The organism is Brasilonema octagenarum UFV-OR1 (assembly GCF_963888615.1).
In the GTDB taxonomy this organism is placed as follows: domain Bacteria; phylum Cyanobacteriota; class Cyanobacteriia; order Cyanobacteriales; family Nostocaceae; genus Brasilonema; species Brasilonema sennae.
The window spans coordinates 1-19,785 of record NZ_CAWPKW010000010.1 but is presented as its reverse complement, the minus strand read 5'-3'; the positions used below and the strand labels follow the sequence as shown (position 1 = coordinate 19,785).

General features: G+C 41.7%; 22 protein-coding genes, 1 tRNA gene and 1 riboswitch. Of the genes, 10 read left to right on the top strand and 13 right to left on the bottom strand.

Annotated elements, in window-relative coordinates:
* Positions 1–257 (top strand): hypothetical protein (locus AC5590_RS00555; protein WP_211178683.1); only part of this gene is annotated, 257 nt, incomplete at its 5' end.
* A gap of 276 nt (positions 258–533) precedes the next feature.
* On the opposite strand, the gene AC5590_RS00550 is transcribed toward AC5590_RS00555, so the two are convergent.
* Positions 534–737, bottom strand: coding sequence for a hypothetical protein (locus tag AC5590_RS00550; protein WP_169267859.1), 204 nt, complete (start codon positions 735–737; stop codon positions 534–536).
* Between the two features lie 121 nt (positions 738–858).
* The gene (locus AC5590_RS00545; protein ID WP_169267858.1) at positions 859–1,749 is read right to left on the bottom strand and encodes an ABC transporter permease; all 891 of its coding nucleotides are present in this window, start codon (positions 1,747–1,749) and stop codon (positions 859–861) included.
* Between the two features lie 420 nt (positions 1,750–2,169).
* Here AC5590_RS00545 and AC5590_RS00540 point away from each other — a divergent pair, with 420 nt between their 5' ends.
* Positions 2,170–2,352 (top strand): hypothetical protein, encoded by a 183-nt coding sequence (locus AC5590_RS00540; RefSeq protein ID WP_169267857.1) that lies wholly within the window; start codon positions 2,170–2,172, stop codon positions 2,350–2,352.
* A gap of 52 nt (positions 2,353–2,404) precedes the next feature.
* On the opposite strand, the gene trxB is transcribed toward AC5590_RS00540, so the two are convergent.
* Positions 2,405–3,778, bottom strand: a complete 1,374-nt coding sequence (trxB, locus tag AC5590_RS00535; protein WP_169267856.1) for a thioredoxin-disulfide reductase — start codon at positions 3,776–3,778, stop codon at positions 2,405–2,407.
* 203 nt (positions 3,779–3,981) lie between these two features.
* On the opposite strand from trxB, the gene AC5590_RS00530 reads away from it, so the two are divergent.
* Both AC5590_RS00530 and AC5590_RS00525 read left to right on the top strand, forming a co-directional pair.
* Positions 3,982–4,512, top strand: a complete 531-nt coding sequence (locus AC5590_RS00530) for a type IV pilin-like G/H family protein (protein WP_169267855.1) — start codon at positions 3,982–3,984, stop codon at positions 4,510–4,512.
* Positions 4,513–5,242: 730 nt separating this feature from the next.
* Entirely contained in the window at positions 5,243–5,464 is a 222-nt protein-coding gene (locus AC5590_RS00525; RefSeq protein ID WP_169267854.1) for a DUF4327 family protein, read from the top strand.
* A 47-nt stretch (positions 5,465–5,511) separates the two neighbouring features.
* Here the strand turns inward: AC5590_RS00525 and AC5590_RS00520 are convergent, their stop codons facing one another.
* From AC5590_RS00520 to AC5590_RS00505, 4 genes are all read right to left on the bottom strand, one after another.
* Entirely contained in the window at positions 5,512–6,738 is a 1,227-nt protein-coding gene (locus AC5590_RS00520; RefSeq protein WP_169267853.1) for a protein kinase domain-containing protein, read from the bottom strand.
* A 146-nt stretch (positions 6,739–6,884) separates the two neighbouring features.
* Positions 6,885–8,840, bottom strand: coding sequence for a serine/threonine phosphatase (locus AC5590_RS00515; protein WP_169267852.1), 1,956 nt, complete (start codon positions 8,838–8,840; stop codon positions 6,885–6,887).
* Between the two features lie 335 nt (positions 8,841–9,175).
* Positions 9,176–9,784, bottom strand: coding sequence for a pseudouridine synthase (locus AC5590_RS00510; protein WP_169267851.1), 609 nt, complete (start codon positions 9,782–9,784; stop codon positions 9,176–9,178).
* A gap of 568 nt (positions 9,785–10,352) precedes the next feature.
* Positions 10,353–10,991, bottom strand: a complete 639-nt coding sequence (locus tag AC5590_RS00505) for a helix-turn-helix transcriptional regulator (protein WP_169267850.1) — start codon at positions 10,989–10,991, stop codon at positions 10,353–10,355.
* A 938-nt stretch (positions 10,992–11,929) separates the two neighbouring features.
* Here AC5590_RS00505 and AC5590_RS00500 point away from each other — a divergent pair.
* The 3 genes from AC5590_RS00500 to AC5590_RS00490 all read left to right on the top strand — a co-directional run bounded on the left by AC5590_RS00500 (position 11,930) and on the right by AC5590_RS00490 (position 13,855).
* On the top strand, positions 11,930–12,367 hold the full coding sequence (locus AC5590_RS00500; RefSeq protein ID WP_169267849.1) for a hypothetical protein: 438 nt from the start codon (positions 11,930–11,932) through the stop codon (positions 12,365–12,367).
* Positions 12,368–12,808: 441 nt separating this feature from the next.
* Complete coding sequence (locus AC5590_RS00495; RefSeq protein ID WP_169267848.1) at positions 12,809–12,961, top strand: hypothetical protein; 153 nt, start codon at positions 12,809–12,811, stop codon at positions 12,959–12,961.
* 273 nt (positions 12,962–13,234) lie between these two features.
* Complete coding sequence (locus AC5590_RS00490; protein WP_169267847.1) at positions 13,235–13,855, top strand: hypothetical protein; 621 nt, start codon at positions 13,235–13,237, stop codon at positions 13,853–13,855.
* Positions 13,856–13,924: 69 nt separating this feature from the next.
* Here AC5590_RS00490 and AC5590_RS00485 read toward each other — a convergent pair whose 3' ends face one another.
* From AC5590_RS00485 to AC5590_RS00470, 4 genes are all read right to left on the bottom strand, one after another.
* A complete protein-coding gene (locus tag AC5590_RS00485; RefSeq protein WP_211178682.1) occupies positions 13,925–14,122 on the bottom strand; it encodes a hypothetical protein in 198 nt (65 codons plus the stop codon).
* A 210-nt stretch (positions 14,123–14,332) separates the two neighbouring features.
* Positions 14,333–14,479, bottom strand: coding sequence for a DUF2281 domain-containing protein (locus tag AC5590_RS00480; RefSeq protein WP_169267846.1), 147 nt, complete (start codon positions 14,477–14,479; stop codon positions 14,333–14,335).
* 26 nt (positions 14,480–14,505) lie between these two features.
* Positions 14,506–14,712, bottom strand: a complete 207-nt coding sequence (locus tag AC5590_RS00475) for a type II toxin-antitoxin system HicB family antitoxin (protein WP_169267845.1) — start codon at positions 14,710–14,712, stop codon at positions 14,506–14,508.
* An 81-nt stretch (positions 14,713–14,793) separates the two neighbouring features.
* The gene (locus AC5590_RS00470) at positions 14,794–14,919 is read right to left on the bottom strand and encodes a type II toxin-antitoxin system HicA family toxin (RefSeq protein WP_248277379.1); all 126 of its coding nucleotides are present in this window, start codon (positions 14,917–14,919) and stop codon (positions 14,794–14,796) included.
* 87 nt (positions 14,920–15,006) lie between these two features.
* Positions 15,007–15,102, top strand: a riboswitch (TPP riboswitch).
* A 7-nt stretch (positions 15,103–15,109) separates the two neighbouring features.
* Here AC5590_RS00470 and thiC point away from each other — a divergent pair.
* On the top strand, positions 15,110–16,489 hold the full coding sequence (gene thiC, locus AC5590_RS00465) for a phosphomethylpyrimidine synthase (RefSeq protein WP_169267844.1): 1,380 nt from the start codon (positions 15,110–15,112) through the stop codon (positions 16,487–16,489).
* A gap of 51 nt (positions 16,490–16,540) precedes the next feature.
* On the opposite strand, the gene pyrE is transcribed toward thiC, so the two are convergent.
* Positions 16,541–17,164 carry an orotate phosphoribosyltransferase gene (gene pyrE / locus AC5590_RS00460; RefSeq protein ID WP_169267843.1) on the bottom strand — a complete coding sequence of 208 codons (624 nt, stop codon included), beginning with the start codon at positions 17,162–17,164 and terminating at the stop codon, positions 16,541–16,543.
* A 132-nt stretch (positions 17,165–17,296) separates the two neighbouring features.
* Positions 17,297–17,369 (bottom strand) — tRNA-Ile (locus AC5590_RS00455).
* 188 nt (positions 17,370–17,557) lie between these two features.
* Here AC5590_RS00455 and AC5590_RS00450 point away from each other — a divergent pair.
* Positions 17,558–18,262, top strand: a complete 705-nt coding sequence (locus tag AC5590_RS00450; protein ID WP_169267842.1) for a hypothetical protein — start codon at positions 17,558–17,560, stop codon at positions 18,260–18,262.
* Positions 18,263–18,306: 44 nt separating this feature from the next.
* On the top strand, positions 18,307–19,692 hold the full coding sequence (locus AC5590_RS00445; protein WP_169267841.1) for a hemolysin family protein: 1,386 nt from the start codon (positions 18,307–18,309) through the stop codon (positions 19,690–19,692).
* Positions 19,693–19,785 lie beyond the last annotated feature (93 nt).

Genomic DNA, 19,785 nt, shown 5'->3' with positions numbered 1-19,785 from the left:
TCTCCGTTTGCGTAGCGCCCCCTTCGGGGCTAGTTGCCACAACGCGGGGAACCCGACGCCAGATACCTCTGTCGGGAAACCCTCCTGCAGTACTGGCTCCGCAAGGCACAACTCTTGGCAGGACTGGCTCCCTCCGGGTTCACCAGTCGCCTACGGCGGGAAACCCGCCTGCAGCGCTGGATTCACCGCAAGGCGCTGCTCTGCGCTCCAACTTCTCTCAAAATTCAAAATTAAGCAGAATATTTGGCAACGGATGAGTAGATTTTTGCAAAAATCTAGTTTGGGACGATTGAGAACCACAGATGGAGGAGGCAGTTTCAGTCCGGGTTGAAATCCCCGTTTTAAACTGTCTTGAATGCTTGAATTTTATTAGCGCACCGGGACGCAATCCATGCGTGAATTTTGAATTGTTAACTGTGGTTCTGTGATTTAAAGAAATTGACTTTTGCAAAAGGCAGGATGAGCAAATGCTCAACAAACAATCTGCGACATCGGCGAAAAAATTTTTTGCCACCGCTGCCAAATCTGCTACTTTATTTTTTACCCGTTTTGCTACCAAACATTTCTACATTTTCACTAGTCTTTGGTGCGGGTTGTAAAGTAGCGACGGTCAGGGGATTAAAATTAGGGTTACCCTCTAAAGATGCGACTGGCGCACCTCTTAAAACACCAGTTAGGGCAACGGAAAGCATGAAGCCACCAGCAGCGGCAGCAATTAAAGAAAAATGATCTTTCACACAAATCTCTCAATGATAAGTACAACAGATATTAGGGTAGCAAACGATATCAAGTATGATTTTTTTATTGTTAGTTGTTGTATTGACGACTAACCACTATTTAATAACAAATAACTCTCGACTATTTCCGGATGTCTTTTCGTAAACGCGGATTGATATACTCATTTAACCCTTCACCAAGTAGCGACAGCCCCACAACCATTATTGTCATCCCTAATCCGGGGAAAAGAGCAGTCCACCAAACACCAACGGGTAGGGCTTGCAAAGCTTGTTGTAAATCGCGTCCCCATTCTGGCGTTTCTCTTGGAAGCCCTAACCCTAAAAAGCCCAAACCTCCCAGAATCAAGATTGCGTCAGCGGCGTTAAGGGTAAAAAGTACGGGTACGCTTTGAATCACGTTGAAAAACAGGTATCGAGAAAGAACCTGCCAAGTGTTAGCACCCATTGCTTGTGCTGCTTCAATGAACACTTCAGTTTTAACACTCACAGTGTGGTTGCGAACAACACGATAATACTGTGGTACATAAGCAATGCTGATCGCAAGAGCGGCGTTTAAGATTCCGCGTCCCACGATAAACGCTAGCGTTATGGAAAGCAGCAGCCCCGGTAGAGTGTAGATACTATCCATAACGAATAGTAATGCTTTATCCAATCTACCCCCCACGTAGCCACTCAACATACCCAGAGGCACACCAATAAACATACTAAGCGCCGTAGCTAATAAAACGACTTGCAAGGCGGCTTGAGCACCAAATAGAGTGCGGGAAAAGACGTCATAACCTTCGCGGCTAGTACCAAACCAATGTTGAAGTGAGGGTGGTTCTTGAATGGGGTTACTTAAGGAATCTATGGGGTTTTGCACCAAACCCAATAGCTGAAGTAAAGGAGCAAAAAGAGCTAGGAACACGAAAAATAGAGTAATAGTTAACCCAATCAGCATCAATTGCTGGGAAAGGGTGGGGCTTTCGGGAAACCGTAAAAATCTTAGTTGGAAACTTTTCGTAATGGTCATAAACCAAGGGAGGAGTTCGCGGCTATGAGCTATAAATGACCATTCTACATACCAAATGGTTTCATGCAATGATCCAAAAACGAATCAGCTATTCATGAGAAAATCCCACAACCAAGAATAAAAATATGTTCCCTGCAATGCACTGCGCCGCCCTGACTAGCACTGAGCAGCTTGTGCTGAGCGCAGCCGAAAGAAGTCGAAGTGGCTTGTTTAAGGGAGCGTGGTCGTTGTGTTCCCTGTTAAGCGTTCCCTATTTTCAAGCTAGAATGTCCAATATCAAAAATTAAATTCCTTATAAAGATTTGTAACATTATTTAACATGGCAACAATATCATTTAAAGTAGCAGAAGCCAGCATCTAACCACCGAAAGTGACAGCGCTGGCTCTGCCTCGTAATTTTTTGAAGAAGATAATCTCATTATGGCTTATCAAGAACGCCTCAAACCCTGGGCGGTTATCAATTCAGTGTCCCCGTCAGAAAGGGTAGTCATCAGCCGCCACCGGAGTCGCGTTGATGCAGAAGAATACCTTCGGTTACTGCGTGAGCAAAAGCCCACTAGCAAACATGAAATCGTTTTCGGGCTAGTAGAGGAAAAGGTATAAGGAAAAGAAAGGAGATGAAATTGCTTCATCTCCTTTCTTTTTTACTCACTACCTACAAATTGCTTGAAATCAATTGGCGGTACTCACTCTTTTGCTTAACGCCTTTGACTTCCTTGAGCAGATCCTTATCCTTAAAGAACTGAACTGTGGGTGTTCCTGTGACACCAGCATTTTCAGCAATGTCTCGGTCTTTGTCGATGTCAATTTCAACGAAGTGAATTTTATCGTCAAATTCATCCACGACTTTATTTAAGATGGGCTTGAGGGTATGGCAAGGACCACAACCAGGAGAAACGTATTTGACGATAATCAGGCGATCGCTTTGATGGAACAACTTCCGCAAAGCAATACCCCCCTGATGGCGGGTTGAATTCAAATCGAATTCAGCGGCTTGTTGTTCCTGGGTTTTCTTCTGGGCTAACTCTTCTAGTTCGTTATTTGGAGTTTCCGGTTTTTGATGGAATTCCTGAATTAAGCCACTCGCAGACAACCAGCGTTCTGCCAACATCGCCGCCGTACAGCCACTACCAGCAGCGGTAATTGCTTGACGGTACTCATGATCTTGTACATCGCCTGCAGCGAAAACGCCCTCTACGCTTGTTTCAGGAGAACTAGGCTTGGTGACAATGTAACCCACGTCATCGAGTTCCAGTTGTCCCTTGAATAAAGATGTATTGGGTTTGTGGCCAATGGCGTAGAATAATCCTTTAACGTGCAGTTGATTCTCTTCACCAGTAGTGGTGTTGTGGATTTTTATTCCTTCCATGTGCTTGTCGTTCCCAAACACATCCACTGCGTCTGTGTTCCAATGAACCGTGATTTTGGGGTTGCTCAAAACCCGGTCTTGCATGGCTTTGGAAGCCCGCATCTTCTCAGTTCGCACCAGCAAATTCACTTTCGATCCGTACTTAGTCAAGTAAATCGCTTCTTCCGCCGCCGAGTCGCCACCACCTACTACGGCTAATTCCACTCCGTGGAAAATCGGCGTAGCACCGTCGCAGATAGCACAAGCAGAAATTCCACGGCTCCAGAATTGATGTTCACTGGCTAAACCCAAGCGCTTTGCTGTCGCACCCGTAGCGATGATAATGCTGTGGGTTTTTAATTCCCGTTCGTCTGAGCGGACTGTAAAAGGACGCTGACTCAAATCAACTTCAACAACATCTTCTGTATATAATTCAGCCCCCCAGCGCTGCGCCTGAGCTTTCATTTTATCCATCAGTTCGGGTCCAGTAATTCCTTCGGGAAACCCAGGAAAGTTTTCCACTTCAGTCGTTGTCATCAACTGACCACCAGGTAACCCCCCGGCTTGGAAACCCTCAAAGACAACTGGTTTGAGGTTAGCTCGTCCTGCGTAAATAGCAGCTGTATACCCTGCAGGACCTGAACCGATAATTACTACGTTTTCTATTGTTGTATTAGTCATAATCTTATACAAACTCATAACGACTATGACTTATTCTAGCATACCAGACAGGGCGTGATAGAAAATCCCAATCTAGGAATATTAAGACCAGGCTGCGCTTCAATTACCTTACCCTCTTTCCAAAGTATCCCGGAGGAGTGATTTGAAACTGAGAATAAGTAATTAAGTTCTATTTATAGCTCGAAATATACGAAATAACACGTATGATGTTCAAGATAAAAGCTAAATTACTGCATTACGTTATTAAGAAAAAAAAGGAGGATGAGGGCTTCACACTCATTGAACTCCTAGTAGTAATTATTATTATAAGTATTCTATCTGCTATTGCTTTGCCTTCGTTCCTTAGCCAAGCCAACAAAGCAAAACAATCAGAGGCTAAAACCTATGTCGGTTCAATTAACCGAGCGCAGCAAGCTTATTACTTAGAAAATGGTCAGTTCGCGGATATAAGTGAATTAGGGATTGGTATTAAAGATACTCAGAAGAACTATAAGTATGAAAGAAAAGTAAATAGCAATAATCAGGTTGTCGTCAATAATGGTATTTCTCGGAAAGACGGCCTCAAATCCTACGCAGGTGTTGTAATTTTCTCAAAACAACAAGGAGCGACTTTAGCCATCTTGTGTGAGTCTAATAATATTGGTATAGGAACCGCACAGGAGCCAAATAGCACAACTAACGAAAACTCATCAGAACCACAATGCCCGGATAACTATACGGAACTGAACAAGTAGTAGGCTAAATGATACTATAAAGAATCAGTCCTTGTTAAAAAATCTAGCCGTTTCAATCTCTAATTGAATCGTTGATAAAAGTGGGTAGTTTGAACTAGCCACTTTTATTTCGGTTTTAATTCTAGAAAAACAACTCATATTTTTTTATACCATAAAAATGTCTTATTTACGTATGATTGTTCTGTCTTCCTTCTTTTGGAGTGTATTTTCCCGAATTTTTGCCTCTGCCGAAAATATTAAATTTTTAGATAAATTTTTCTGATCTCTATATAATAATGCTAGATGTTTACTATATCGTATATAACTAAATAATTCGGCATAACTCCAGTTCACTGCACAGTTCACCGTTCCGTGAAAACCTTCAAAAAACCTTTTGTAACATAAGTTTTTTAAAACTTGCATAGTTCATGGTGAAAGAAAAAAATAACATTTTGCATATATCCTCTGAACGTGCCCAAAACATGTTGTTTGTAGAAGATACTAAAGTAGGTACTGTTTGAAATCTGCCGAAAGTAACGACTTTTTGGTAAGAAAATGTAACTTCTGCTGGTGGGGATTACCGTACAAAAGCCAATTAAATAGTTACTCACTTGAGTTAAGTTATGATATAGTTAGAAAGTTGAGACTTGCTTTGCCAAAGTAAAAATCTCCACGCATCGGCAAGAATTCCAATACGGAAAGCAGTTTTGATTAAGCATTTACCCAACCAAATCTGAATTTAATCGAGGTTATGAGTAAGCAGCAAGTTATTCACCCAATGGTGAAGTTGCAGCGTAATGTGCGTTCACTCGCAGATTCTAATATTATCAAGCCCACAGATAGTATCTGGAAAATCGCTTTGCTCTTCGGCAATGAATGGCAGCATTTGAAGCAAGAATTGCTAGACTATGGGTTTAGTATGCAAGACCCAGTAAGCGAATTGCTAGCAGTGGAAGCTTGGGATGAAGAATAAGAGCTAGGGCAATACGGTCTCTATTTCTTGTTTCTTATAGCTTTTCCCTAAACTTTGCAAACGGCTAAAGCCGCGACTAAATCCTTCGCCGTTTGATAGCGATCGCACGGTAAAGGTTCTGTGGCGCGGTCAATTACTTGCCGTAACTGGGGAGTAATTGTGGGCACATTTGCGACTTCAAACCGGAAACTTCGCCCTCTCTGGCGGTAGAACTTAAAAGGGCTTTCGCCAGTCAGCAAAAAAATAAGTGTCGGTCCAATGGCATATAAATCGGATTGGGTGACGGGTTGTCCCCGTTCTTGTTCGGGGGCACAATAGCCCTCTGCACCAATACGAGTCCCAGGCGTTGTCGCAATCTCTTTGACAGCGCCAAAGTCCAGCACAACTATACGATCATTATAGTTTTGCACCATGAGGTTCGCGGGTTTAATATCCCGATGAATCAAGGGTGGGTGTTGGCTATGGAGATATTCCAGAATATCGCAGGTTTGAATCATCCAACTAATCGCTTGATTTGGGACAACTGGTCCTTTTGAATAAACTAGTTTTTCCAAATCCTGTCCATGAATTAATTCCATTGCCAAATATTTCTTTCCATTTTCGACAAAAGAGTCATAATATTTAGGAATACCAGTATGGCTTAGGGATTTAAGAGTATTTGCCTCTCGTTCAAATAACTCTTGTGCCTTAGCAATTTTTGCCATATCAGCATTCATCTGCTTCAACACCAACAATTGTGGGTGTCCTGCAGCTATTCTTCCTAGCCCATCCCAAGCTAGATAAGTAGTACCCATACCTCCCTGTCCCAGAATTCGCAATACCTGATATTGGCGAATTGTCTGAATGATCGACAAAGGTTGACCGCAGTGGATGCAAAACAAATTGTTAGGTGAGTTTCCTTCATGGGTGCAACTTGTATAAGGTAGCGCTGGAGAAGGAAAAATTTGTGAAGTTGTTTGCTTGTTAATTTCAAATCTCAGAATTGGACCTTTTTGCGCCAGTTGCAGTTCAGAGTTATCTGGCAATAAAATTTGAGTGACTAAAACGCCGTTGAGAAAAGTGCCATTTGTGCCTTGACTTATCACCTGCCAAGAACCGCCATTTTTATCGGAATTGACTTGCCGGAGTTCTAAATGATATCGTGACACCAAACTATCAGTTAAAACCACGTCATTATCTGCCGAACGACCAATCCGAATGATGGACTCGTCGTCAAAGTGCCACTGATCAAGAGGTGTTTTTTGTTGCGGTTCTAATAGGGTCAGTGTGACCATAGGTAATTTTTAATTAAGGAGAAGGGAGTAGAAAGTGGCAAACAAGGAGTTGGGGAGAAGGAGTAAGGAAGCAACAGAAGTTTCCCTCGTTCTGTTACTCTCTCCCTGTGTTGATCCTCTTTCTCCTTGTCAATAATTTACAATTATTACTGTTGTTTTATACTTGGGTGCACTCTTGCCCGAATAAGTATAGCAGTAATATTGTCATGACCATTGTAATGGTTTGCTAAATCAATTAAAGCTTGAACACCACTTTCGAGATTGGCAGAATGACTTAACAAAGGTGCTAAGTAATTCTGCCCATGAAGAGTCAGCAAATCATTATCTGATAAACCATCTGAAGCAAGAACAAAAAGAGTATCTTCATTTATGTCAAAAAACTGGATGTCGGGAATAATCGACTGTTCATCGCGAGGACCAAGGGCTTGAGTTAATTGGTAAGCATCAGAGCGCGAATATGCTACACTACGTTCCACACCCCGAGAAATTTCCCGTTGACCAACTTCATGATCCAATGTGACTTGTTCAAGTCCTGTTTTGCGAGTCACCCGGTACAGACGACTGTCTCCGACATGAGCTACCGCAACTTGAGTATCTTGGATTAAAACAATAACTAAAGTTGTGCCCATGCGCCCAACACCAGAACGGGCATCTTGTTGATTGACATTGAAAATTGCTTGATTGGTTAGCCGCACTGCTGCGCGAATATTATCTTCTGTTGGCAGTTGGTTAGAAGTCCAGTGGGTTTGAAAGTACTCGCACAAAGATTTTACAGCCAAGGCACTAGCAACCTCGCCCGCCGCGTGTCCGCCCATTCCATCACACAGAATATACAAACCACGCGCCTGCAAAGTTTGGCTATTGGGTGATTCTAGCTTGTATACTTTTGTATCAATACCAAAATAGTCTTCATTATGGTCGCGTTGACGTCCGACATTGGTAAGTCCTGCATTTTCCAGGCTTATTAATTGCATGTGTTGCGTAACTGTGGACTTATCATCGCTTTTGAATTCAGTCTCATCCTGTTGGTCATCTAACTGCAAGACAGTCGGTGCAGCATTGCTCTTAGGGAATGTAGAGGGAATTGAAACGCTTGTAGAATTGCCTTGTAATTCAGACACAATATCTTCTAAAGATGATTGCAGCTGTGCTAGCGTTTGTATGTTTCCTTGTTCTAACTCTGAGAGTAGGTTCAAAACAGAGCCAAATTGAGTGCGTTGAGACTGTCTAAAAAGCGCATGCCAAACTCCCCCTAAATCTTGGATTGTTATAGGCTGCGCAACTGTTGCAACAGGTAGTGTTGCCTCTGTATCTTCTGAGGACTGAACAGCTGTATAGTCTGGCGAATCTATGTACAATCTTTGTAGTGCTAATGACAGGTTTTCATCAACTCGTATATTGGATAATTCCAACAAACTTTGACGGCACTCAGCTTTTTCCAGTACTGACCAAAGCTGAGTCATCTGGGAAAAAAAATGTACAATTTGTAACGAGCTTAGTGAATCATCCTCCCACAAATGAAGTAATTCTTGCCAATTTGAGCGATCTTCGATGACTACTACCTGTATGTCGTCCTGCTGCCAAGCATCATGAATCGGCGCTATTCCCAAATGGCACCATGATCGTAAGGCAATATAAGGTTTGGCTAGACTCGGAATCTTATCAACCCCAACTGATTCCATGACTAACCCCTTTTGCTGATTTGTCAGCATAACCTCAAGGAGTGACACTTGGTATGGTTGGCAATCTAGAACTCTCACACAAACTTCAGTGTTCAGAGCGATTTCTTGTAAGGCTGGTAGCGGTTCTAGCAGCTGATAACGGTTTTGTGAGTCTAAGTAAGAACCTGGTGAGAAAGGAGATGAGGATAAGGAAGAAGCAAAATCTTCCTTATCCTCATCTACTGGCAAAGTCTCTTCTTTTGTAATAATTGCCCACAAAACGCTTCCGCATGCTGCGCCACAGTTATCACATTCTCGTGCATTTAAAGCCAAATGAGTGCCGCACTCAGGGCAGACCTTATGAGTCAGTGAAGCGCCACAGCTTTGGCAGAATTTGTTAGCATTGGGGTTTTCAAATTTACACTGAGGGCAAATCAGCATTGTGGAAGTTCCTTAATTCCCGTTCCAAGGTGCTTTTAGCCACTACAATCCAAAAGTGCCACATTTGTTAGCACCTGCCTACAATAGAACTACAATACATTGTGATTCATCTGGCGAATTTTGGTGGCAGTCTTAATTTTGACGCATACTAACTATAAACTTGATATATTGGCAAGCTATATCTTTACAAGAAATTGCCATGAAAACTAGGCATGTTCACATATTCCGACACATATCTTTAGGTTTAGGAAAGAATACAAGGTGATTAGATTTGGGATGATAGGCTCTAGAATGATAACTACACTCATACTTTAGTTATAATCTAAAAGCGTTGTTCATTTGCGTTTTAACTTTATTGAGCCTGCAAAAGCTAAATCGACTAACAACTTGAGTTCACCGGATGTTAGTTCACGCCATTGACCTGGTTGTAGGTTATCTAACCCTAAGTGGGCAATGCTTACCCTGACTAGGCGCAAAGTCGGAAATCCCACAGCCGCCGTCATTCTCCTGACCTGACGATTTTTGCCCTCTGTTAAAGTCATTTCTAACCACGCTGTCGGCACATTTTTGCGAAACCTAATCGGCGGTTCGCGTTCTGGTAAAGAAGGCTGTGTTGGCAATAGTGCCACCTTCGCTTGTCGAGTGCGGTAATCTTGAATCGTTACACCTTGTTGTAACTGCGTCAAAGCCGCAGCATCAGGAATTCGTTCTACCTGCACCCAGTAAGTTCGTTCGTGTCCAAACTGAGGGTGACAGAGGCGATGTTGTAATTGCCCGTTGTTGGTCAACAGCAGTAACCCTTCGCTGTCCCAGTCCAAACGACCCACAGGATATATATCGGGTATGTCGATATAGTCTTTGAGGGTACTACGAGTGGGAGTGTCTTTTGTAAACTGGCTGAGGACACCATAGGGTTTGTAAAACAGAATGTGTCGGTAAGTCACTCGCTTCGCTCAAATTCAAAATTCAAAATCACCGAAGATTTGAGCCTCGCTCCGCGTAGACGCGTAGCGGCTTCTCGTAAGAGTGGAGCTATCGCTTACGGAGGAAACCTCCGCTCAAACTTCTCTCAAAATTCAAAATTAAGGACTCCACGGACGCCAGGTGCTTCAAGTCGGGGAACCCGCCCAACGCACTGGCTCATGAATCCGGAAGCTTGAATAATGTTGCGGGACATTTTTTCTTGTCCATGAATAAATTAAGGGGCTTGTATCCTTTTCTTTTTCGGTCATGAGTAAAAATTTCAAATAAAAATGAAAACAAAAATAAAAATTTTAGGACTTACACATTGACACTTGAATCGTATTTAAGCATTTTTCTGTTTTACAGTCTCAAAGCTTGATAGTTAGATTATACTCTCGAACCGCCAGAAGAATACCTATTTTTGAAGAGCAGCAGGCGTAGAGCAGACAGAGGGATAAGTAAATTATTATAAGTAATTTTAGACCACTGATATAAGTAACAAGCACTAGCAACTGTATCGCCCAAGAAGACGAAACCTAACACTAGTAATCATTTTTGTTTGTCTTGCCAATATTGACCTATTTCAACTTCTCGTAATTTCATCATGTCGTCTATGCTGCTGCTTGCTATCGTTTTGCCATCTAGACTACATCCTATCGAAAGTATAATCAAAGACATATTAATTGCTTCACTCCAATGAACACCTTTCTTGAATCGCTTCTTACTAAGGGGAGAAATAGAAGAGTTTGGATTTTGGATTGTAGAGACGTTAGATGCAACAGATCCACTTGCGTACACGGGTTCCTCCACTTGAGGAATGTGGTATTTTTTACAGTTTTGTTGAAGTCTATAACCTGCATTTTCCAGCAGTTTCGAGATATTATACCAACCTTTGATACACGTATCCGTCGAAGTCTCAATGTATCGATACAAACCTCTGGAAAGTTCAACCCTCAATCCATTTGGTTCGCGGTTAAGTTCCGTAGCAATCTCAGTTGGACTGTAACCACAAAGCAATCCCCGCAGACAAGCTTTTTCAGTCTGAGTCAGTTGTTTGCACTGCCTGCGTCTTTCTTGCTGCTTGGCGTCCGCGATATCTCGGTATAACTTATCCAGGTTCCAATGCTCGTTTGCCTCGGCAAATTTCTGTGACAAATTATCGCTTCTCAGATGAGGAGGTAATGTCATATATAATCAGAAGAATTTTCCTTATGGTTATTTTAAATATCAGTCTTAATACAGTTATGAAAATACACAGAATCTTTATGAACCAGTGTAATTAAGGTTATTAGCTTCATCAAAATTTGGCGTTAAGCGTTTGCGAAGCGCGCCCTTCGGCGCTAGCTCTGCCGTAGGCAATCGCTTTTAGACAAGTATTTTTTGTGCTGTAGTGTTAGTTGCTGTACTGATGTGGTTTAAGTTTTGCGCGGGAACATTTCATATGTACAAATTACCAAAAACGCAAAAATCAGTTTTAGGTTGAAAGCGAAAATTAGCGTTTAGCTGGGAGTAACGCACTCTTTACCAGGTGATGCGGAAGCCGCCGCTACGCGATGCTTTACAATCAAGGTCAAGGACTTGATATGGCTATATCTCCAGGATTTGTACTGGTTGTCCAGTTTTGTCCACTGTTTGGTATATAGCTCTTAATTTCCGAGATTTTGAAGATGCGGTGCAATAGCGCACGGATTAGATGTAATTGTTATCCGTGATGTATCTGGGTTCGTGAGTGGGGAAATTCCCGTAGTGTCATCTGGGGAGTTAGGGAGTATTTCAAGTTAACTTCTCAAATCAGTATTTTACAAGCTTTATATAGTTAGTCATCAGATAAAATTCAATAACCAAGCTGATTGTTTATTGTTTGGTTAGATGTAAGTATATTTTTTGTGATGTTACTTGCTGTATTGGTGTAGCTGGGGTTTTGTGTTGCGGAAATTGCTAATGCTCGTTAGGTGATTTGGAGTTAGTGGTTTGTATATCTTGTATCCATCACGTTATATCAGACGCTATCTACATCAGTAAATGACGTAAACAGATGTAATCAAATCATTCTGAAGTGATTGCATAGATTTTTACCCTAACCTCAAAATCTACACGAATTTAAATTTAAGAGGAGTTTCCATATTGTGAAAACCCAAAAAATCTTCAAAATATTAGTTGTATCAGCAATACTATCTGGCTCGTTGAGTTTTGCTACTGATAAACCAGTACAAGCTTGTAATACAGGGTTGAGTCGTTTAGATCCGACTTGTCCTGGACGACCTTTGGGACGTCCGAAGGAAGGAGGAAATCAGTCGCAAGTTGGCAGGGATATGACACCTCCACAGGTGAAAATAGCTGGCAGTCTGACCCAACAAGGATATAGATGTTACCAACTTAAAGAGTACCCCCATAACGGATGTCCCGTTCCTGCGGGTATGAATTCTGCTGCGTTTCCCATAACAGGTATTTCCTATTTTGCTTTAGGTGGTGCGAAAGAGTGGAGTTGGTCATGTTTGAACGGTGGAGGGCAACTCTGGGGAAGATCGGATGGACGGTTATTATGCCAATCTAATATGCGTTGATTGAGATAGCAGTTTGGTTCGTACTTAACGTCTGGAAAAATACAAATACTTTTCGCAAGTTTTAGGAGGATGAACTTTATAAAGGTCAGAATCTATTTGTGGGCGAGTTTTAACAAAGACTTACTGTAAATGGGGAACAAATGGTGCTGGATGCACTAACATTACAGAAACTTACGATACCAAATTTGTGAATTGTGAAATTTTTAGTACTGAAAAGCGAAACTTCACTTTCAATTTGCATAATTAAAGATATGTAATAAATTCGCGAACGAAGTATCAGACAATTAAAGCTTACATGAGATAAGCCAGACCAGATTCATCATTTTTAATTTGGGTGCGATCGCACTTTCAAAGGCACGATGATTTTATGCGATTGCGCTTTCCATGACCCGATAATTTAGTGCGATAAGCAAAGCTTATCGCACTTTCTAGGACACGATAATGATGTACGAGCGTAAATTAGTTTGTACTCGTAGTGGTTTTCCTAGGTGTAGTCACTTTCCTGATGAAGGATTTGGAGGTTGGCAGATGCAGGATGTACGAACTGATGTGAGCGAGCAAACTGCTGTTCAGGCTTGTCGCAATGCTCAGTAGATAATTTGTAGGTTATTAGAGCGATCGCACTTTCGATGACTCGATTATTTTGGGCGATCGCATGTTTTTGATTCGATACAGTAGTGCGATCACTCTTACTTTAAACATAACTAGTGATCGCACTCTCGATAACACGATTATTTTAGGCGATCGCCTATTTATATCCATATCACTAAGAGTGCGATCACGCTTTTCAATACATGATATTTAGTGCGATCGCTTGAAAGTCAAGCTTGATGCCTAAGATTTACTAGAGACTGAATGCCTCGAAATATGAGAAAACTTGATTGGATAGTTTGTGCTGTAACAATTTTAAGCTTAGGTGCTGTCGTTGCAACTCCAATTCAGAATATTTATGCTCAAGAAATCCCCAAAGCCCAGTGTAGAGAATCCTCCTGGAATGGTAAAGTTGCTTGTGGATATAACTGCGTAGAGTCCTCTTGGAATGGTAAAGTTGCTTGTGCTGAGTGGTCTGGTGGAGCTTGTAAAGTATCTTCTTGGAATGGTGAAATTACCTGTAGAACTCTAGCACCTTCTGATTGGCTGTCACGCTATGCAAACAACTCTAATTCTAATAACCCTAATTCTGGTATTTATGGTGCTTGGGCTCTACAGAATGGTAGATGGAATGGTATTTTACGGATGCAAGGTAACTCTGGAAGAATGATATTAGCTAACAATACAGGAGCAGCAGTAGAACAAATAATGATCCTTAAAGTAAACCCTCAAGGTGGATATATTCTTGATGGAGAAGTTTTATCGTGGTATGTGCGTGGAGGATACAATGCTGATATTTTTTACATTCAGCAGTTTTCTAAAGATTCAATAACTGTGAGGAATTGCGACGAGAATAGTAAATGTAATTCTGTAAGTTTAGTTTATTTAGGAAAGTGACTTTAAAGACCGATTAAAAATATTATTGTCACTTACTTAACCATAAACGCGATCGCACTTTCCACCGCATTAAATTTGTCGATAGTTACCTGCTTTAAAATCTCCTATGGCTTCTTGAGCTAATTCTTCTAACTTACCATTAGCAATATCTTCTTTTAACTGTTTATTCCAACGCTGATAATCGAAATCTAAAAACCATTTCATCAATTTTTGAAACTCATCAGGCGGGAGTGTCAGGATGGCGGCTTCAAGTTGTTCCAGTGTCATGATCAATGAATCTACTTCATGACTAGATTCTATAGTAAACCTTAGTTTTGCTGTCTAAAAGCAGTTTTCGATAATCTGTCTATGTCAAAAATATACCAAATTAAAGCGTGTGTATCTGCAACTAGTGATGTCATCAAACGGTATCCCTTGGAAAATTACCCCACATTTCTTGTCGCGCTTGAGCAATATCTTCTTCTGTAATATCTACTTTTAAATCAGCACATAACCTCTAACGCTACGTAAGGGAGTTTTAGAAGTATTTTCTTGATACAAAAATTCTGCAAAATTCAATAACTCTTGCTGCTTATCTACAGGTAGCTGGCGCAATTTTTCTAAGACTGCTTGCTCAATATTCATGTATTCATCTCCACTTCAATTCCTAATTATGCCTCGATGTATTGACAAAGGGTTGTTGGTTCGGAAATTGGTAAACCTTCCTCGCGTAATCCTTCTAAATGAAAAGCAATAGCTTCTTTTATTTGTTCCTCAGTTTCTTCTATCGTTAAACCTGTAGCCACACATCCAGGTAACTCAGGAACATAAGCAGAATAATTATTAGTAGCTTTTTCAATTACTATTGCGTTTCGCATTAATTTTCTTACTTTCTAGATGTTCTTATTTTTCGATTTGTTCCGTTGAAGTTTTTAATTGAGGTTGTTTCAAAATACTGTTTAATGTACAGGTGCTAAATCATCAGATAATTTTCCAGGAACCGTAACTAAACCTGATTTTGTCAGATGTTTGTATTCACGATGACCCCTTGTTCTTGCTAAATACCAGCCATCATTTTCTATCATTTTAATTATTTATTTGACTTTCATTATAAAAATGCTACAAATTTTTAACTTCCTTGCTCCGACTCATAACGAAAATGCTAAGATGATTTCTTATGCTAGGGGTGCCTGTATATCAGGCTGAGATTACACTCTTAACACCTGAATCCGGGTAATACCGGCGGAGGGAAGCTGTTTATCGAGGAAATCAAATATGCGGACTGAATGGGTTGCCAAGCGGCGTGGGCAGAGCAATGTCACTCAAATGCATTATGCACGTCAGGGTGTCATCACACAAGAAATGCATTATGTCGCGCAGCGGGAAAACCTCCCCGTAGAACTCGTCAAAGACGAAGTCGCACGGGGACGGATGATTATCCCTGCTAACATTAACCACACGAACTTGGAGCCAATGTGTATTGGTATAGCGTCCAAGTGTAAGGTTAATGCCAATATCGGTGCTTCTCCCAACTCTTCCAATCTTGACGAAGAAGTCGCAAAGCTGAATTTAGCGGTGAAGTATGGCGCTGATACCGTCATGGATTTGTCCACTGGTGGCGGAAACTTGGATGAAATTCGCACTGCGATTATAAAAGCTTCACCAGTACCAATTGGGACAGTACCAGTTTACCAAGCTTTAGAAAGCGTCCACGGCAATATTGAAAAGCTGACACCAGATGATTTTCTGCATGTGATTGAGAAACACGCCGACCAAGGTGTCGATTACATGACTATCCACGCTGGGATTTTGATTGAGCATTTGCCTTTAGTCAGAAGTCGCCTCACTGGCATTGTGTCTCGCGGCGGAGGTATTTTGGCAAGATGGATGCTGGCTCATCACAAGCAAAATCCACTCTATACCCACTTGCGCGACATCATTGAAATCTTTAAGAAATATGACGTCTCCTTCAGTTTTGGTGATTCCCTGCGTCCTGGTTGTACCCATGATGCTTCTGATGATGCACAATTAGCGGAACTCAAAACTCTCGGACAACTAACTCGTAAAGCTTGGGAAGATGACGTACAGGTCATGGTAGAAGGTCCTGGACACGTTCCAATGGATCAAATTGAGTTCAACGTCAAAAAGCAGATGGAAGAGTGTTCTGAAGCCCCTTTCTACGTGCTGGGACCATTGGTGACGGACATCGCCCCCGGCTACGACCACATCACCTCAGCAATTGGAGCAGCAATGGCTGGTTGGTACGGTACTGCAATGTTGTGCTATGTCACACCAAAAGAACACTTGGGCTTGCCCAATCCTGAAGATGTCAGGAATGGTTTGATTGCTTATAAAATAGCAGCTCATGCCGCAGATATAGCCAGACACCGCCCAGGTGCAAGAGATAGAGACGATGAACTGTCTCGCGCCCGTTACAACTTCGACTGGAACCGTCAGTTTGAATTATCACTCGATCCGGAAAGAGCGAAGGAGTACCACGACGAAACTCTGCCAGCAGACATTTACAAAACTGCTGAGTTTTGTTCAATGTGTGGTCCCAAGTTCTGCCCCATGCAAACCAAAGTTGATGCTGATGCACTCACAGAACTTGAGAAGTTCTTAGCAAAGGATAAGGTGACGGTAACCCAAAGTTAGGAATTAGGAATGGTTAGCTGGTAGCAGAAAATTAACTACTACCAACTACCACTAACTATTTATAAACTGCCGATATCGCTCTTGAATGTCCTTAATCGTATACACCGCCTTAAACTGCAAGCCTGCTTGTTGGTAGAATTCGGCTCCTCCTTGCTGACGGTCTACTAATGAAATGACTTCATTCACGGTATAACCTGCCTCTCTAAGTCGATCAACGGCTTTCATAGCAGATTGTCCAGTTGTAACCACATCTTCCAAAACGACTACTTTTGCCCCTTCTGGCAAACCAGGACCTTCAATATATGCCCTCGTTCCGTGTCCCTTGGCTTCCTTACGAATAATCAACGCTGGTATCGGTCGATTTTCATAAGCAGAAACCACACTGACAGCGCTGACAATCGGATCTGCTCCTAATGTTAAACCAGCAACTGCTTGAGTCTCTAATGGCACCATAGATAGGAGAATACGACCAATTGCCAAAGCGCCTTGGGGGTGAAGTGTTACTTGCTTGCCGTTGATATAGTAAGAACTCTGCTGTCCTGAGGAGAGGACAAAATCACCTTCTTTATATGCCAGTTGACAAAGTAAATCGAGTAAGTATTGGCTAACGGTTACTAAATCAGTAGTAGTTGCGCTGATATTGGGTTGGGCATAAGTTTCGGCTTGATATGTCATCACAATAGGCTCCACTGCATTGCGCTCATAATGAGAAAAATATACTTCTGAGACATCGTAGCAATAAGTGCTGAGTCCTGAGTGATTTTTCTCTTACGGGAAATGCAAAGGGTTTTTGCTGACTATTTTAAATCCAGGGTGCAGGAGTTGAACCTGCCTAGCGCGAATTATGAGTTCGCTGCCTCAACCGCTCGGCCAACCCTGGTCGAGTTTAGATCATAGCACAAGTCAATAGAATTTGACAATGCTAATATAATATACCAGATTTTCATACCATATAGTTTGACGTGGCAGTAGTGGAGACTAATATTGATTAAGCTCCTCTATAAATTGAAGTAAATAACTTCGATACTTTTAAATAGACCAGCATTCTTTTGCAATGACTTGTTGGCAATGAAACTAAATTCTACGGTACTTCTGACTTTGATTTTGCTAGTTCTGATGTTGGGGGCTGGTTCTGTAAGTGCATTTTGGGGATTTACTTTAGGAAGTGCAGCACTCAAAGGTGTTACAGCACCTGATGCTCGTCCTACCAGCAAATTTTCCAGCGCTAAATCAGCTAAGGAGCAACACGCAGGGGTTGCTTTTCTCAAGGAGAATGAAATCCTGAAAATTGTCAAATCGCGAATTGAGGGCAAAACTAAAGCTGCCAAATCTAGAAAAAAAGGTGATGATGATGAGCAGGTAAATACCAGCAAGCTCAAGAAAGATGAAAAATCAACGCCCGCCGCTGAACAAGAAAAGCCTCAGGAAGGATTTCCCATTAACGCCCAAAGCGAAGGTGTTAACCTTTCCGTACAATCAGCTCGCTTTTCTGGTGGTGCTTTGCTTTTAAAAGTACAAATGCAGAACAAAGGCAAAGATTCTGTACGCTTCCTGTATAGTTTTTTGGATGTATCAGATGATAAAGGACGAACCTTAAGTGCAAGCACAGAAGGTTTACCTTCTGAATTGCCAGTAAATGGACCTTCTGTTTCTGGTACAGTCAGCATTCCCGCACCTTTACTTGATAATGTCAAGCGTATTTCACTCGCCCTGACAGATTATCCGGCTCAAAGATTACGCCTAGAAGTATCAAATATTCCCGTAGAAAGATAAATATTAGTGGTGAGTAGCATAACTAACCATTAAGAAAAATATTCATGGGGCATCAGTATTATACGGCTTCAACAGTGAGTGCTTTTCTTAGCTTAAGTTGGACAGACGTGGGGCTGCGATTGTTATCAGTGCTACTGCTGATTACTATCAATGCCTTTTTTGTAACAGCAGAATTTTCTATGGTGACAGTCCGGCGATCGCGCATCCATCAACTGGTGGAGGCTGGCGATATTCAGGCGATCGCTGTTGAAGTTTTGCAACACAGTATTGACCGATTGTTATCGACAACTCAATTAGGTATAACTCTCTCTAGTTTGGCACTAGGCTGGATTGGAGAAAGCACGATAGTTGTGCTTGTAAAATTATGGCTACTATCTTTACCTCTACCTAAAGGAATGAGTACAGTCATAGCTCATTCTCTATCAATTCCAATTGCCTTTTTTTTCATAGCTTATTTGCAAATAGTTTTAGGAGAATTGTGTCCCAAATCAGTATCTATACTCTATTCAGAACAACTGGCAAAATTTTTGGGCCCTTCGATCAGAGCAACTGTCAGATTTTTTAGCCCTTTTATCTGGATTCTTAACCAATCAACTCGTTGGCTATTGCGACTTTTTGGTATTGAATACACAGGTAAAAGTTGGAAGCCGCCAGTGACACCTGAAGAATTACAACTCATTATTTCCACAGAACGCGAATCTAGCGGATTACAAGCACAAGAACGACAACTACTCAAAAATGTCTTTGAGTTTGGGGACGAGACAGTACAAGCAGTCATGGTTCCTCGCACCAGCGTTATCGCTTTGCCAAAAATCGCTACTTTTGCGACTTTTCTACAGGAAGTAATAGCTACAGGTTACTCTTGCTACCCTATTATTGGAGAATCCTTGGATGATATTCGCGGCATAGTTTACTTCAAAGACTTGGCAAAACCTTTAGCTTTAAGAAAGATAACTTTAGAAACACAAATTCAGCCCTGGATACGTCCTGCAAGATTTGTCCCAGAACATACTCCCTTAAAGGAACTCTTGCCAACCATGCAGCGAGAGGAACCAACTATGGTCATGGTAGTAGATGAATTTGGTGCAACTGTGGGATTGGTTACGATCCAAGACATTATTGCTCAAATCATCGGTAATCCAGGCGAACCAGACACGACTAACGATTTGCTTATCAAGATTTTAGACGATCAAACTTTTCTTGTGCAGGCTCAAACAAATCTGGAAGACCTGAATGAGGTTTTGCATCTCGATTTGCCCTTGAGAAAAGAATACCAAACTTTAGGAGGGTTTTTACTCTACCAGTTACAGAAAGTTCCCACCCTTAGCGAAACCTTTCGCTATGAAAATCTAGAATTTACCGTCATCTCAGTCACTGGACCACGCTTACATCAGATTCAGGTGCGACGGTTGCAGGAGTCAACAAACTAGGGGTGTAAGGGTGTAGGGGTGTAGGGGTATCTCAGATCTTGCACCTCTACGTGAGCACACCTTGAACTCAAGTTCAAGGCTAATAGCTTAAGT

Coding starts and splice junctions, on each gene's coding strand:
- AC5590_RS00545 (WP_169267858.1), bottom strand. CDS start 1,749: ATGACCATTACGAAAAGTTTCCAACTAAGATTTTTACGGTTTCCCGAA.
- AC5590_RS00540 (WP_169267857.1), top strand. CDS start 2,170: ATGGCTTATCAAGAACGCCTCAAACCCTGGGCGGTTATCAATTCAGTG.
- trxB (WP_169267856.1), bottom strand. CDS start 3,778: ATGACTAATACAACAATAGAAAACGTAGTAATTATCGGTTCAGGTCCT.
- AC5590_RS00530 (WP_169267855.1), top strand. CDS start 3,982: ATGATGTTCAAGATAAAAGCTAAATTACTGCATTACGTTATTAAGAAA.
- AC5590_RS00525 (WP_169267854.1), top strand. CDS start 5,243: ATGAGTAAGCAGCAAGTTATTCACCCAATGGTGAAGTTGCAGCGTAAT.
- AC5590_RS00520 (WP_169267853.1), bottom strand. CDS start 6,738: ATGGTCACACTGACCCTATTAGAACCGCAACAAAAAACACCTCTTGAT.
- AC5590_RS00515 (WP_169267852.1), bottom strand. CDS start 8,840: ATGCTGATTTGCCCTCAGTGTAAATTTGAAAACCCCAATGCTAACAAA.
- AC5590_RS00505 (WP_169267850.1), bottom strand. CDS start 10,991: ATGACATTACCTCCTCATCTGAGAAGCGATAATTTGTCACAGAAATTT.
- AC5590_RS00495 (WP_169267848.1), top strand. CDS start 12,809: ATGATGTACGAGCGTAAATTAGTTTGTACTCGTAGTGGTTTTCCTAGG.
- AC5590_RS00490 (WP_169267847.1), top strand. CDS start 13,235: ATGAGAAAACTTGATTGGATAGTTTGTGCTGTAACAATTTTAAGCTTA.
- AC5590_RS00485 (WP_211178682.1), bottom strand. CDS start 14,122: ATGACACTGGAACAACTTGAAGCCGCCATCCTGACACTCCCGCCTGAT.
- AC5590_RS00480 (WP_169267846.1), bottom strand. CDS start 14,479: ATGAATATTGAGCAAGCAGTCTTAGAAAAATTGCGCCAGCTACCTGTA.
- AC5590_RS00475 (WP_169267845.1), bottom strand. CDS start 14,712: ATGCGAAACGCAATAGTAATTGAAAAAGCTACTAATAATTATTCTGCT.
- AC5590_RS00470 (WP_248277379.1), bottom strand. CDS start 14,919: ATGATAGAAAATGATGGCTGGTATTTAGCAAGAACAAGGGGTCATCGT.
- thiC (WP_169267844.1), top strand. CDS start 15,110: ATGCGGACTGAATGGGTTGCCAAGCGGCGTGGGCAGAGCAATGTCACT.
- pyrE (WP_169267843.1), bottom strand. CDS start 17,164: ATGACATATCAAGCCGAAACTTATGCCCAACCCAATATCAGCGCAACT.
- AC5590_RS00450 (WP_169267842.1), top strand. CDS start 17,558: ATGAAACTAAATTCTACGGTACTTCTGACTTTGATTTTGCTAGTTCTG.
- AC5590_RS00445 (WP_169267841.1), top strand. CDS start 18,307: ATGGGGCATCAGTATTATACGGCTTCAACAGTGAGTGCTTTTCTTAGC.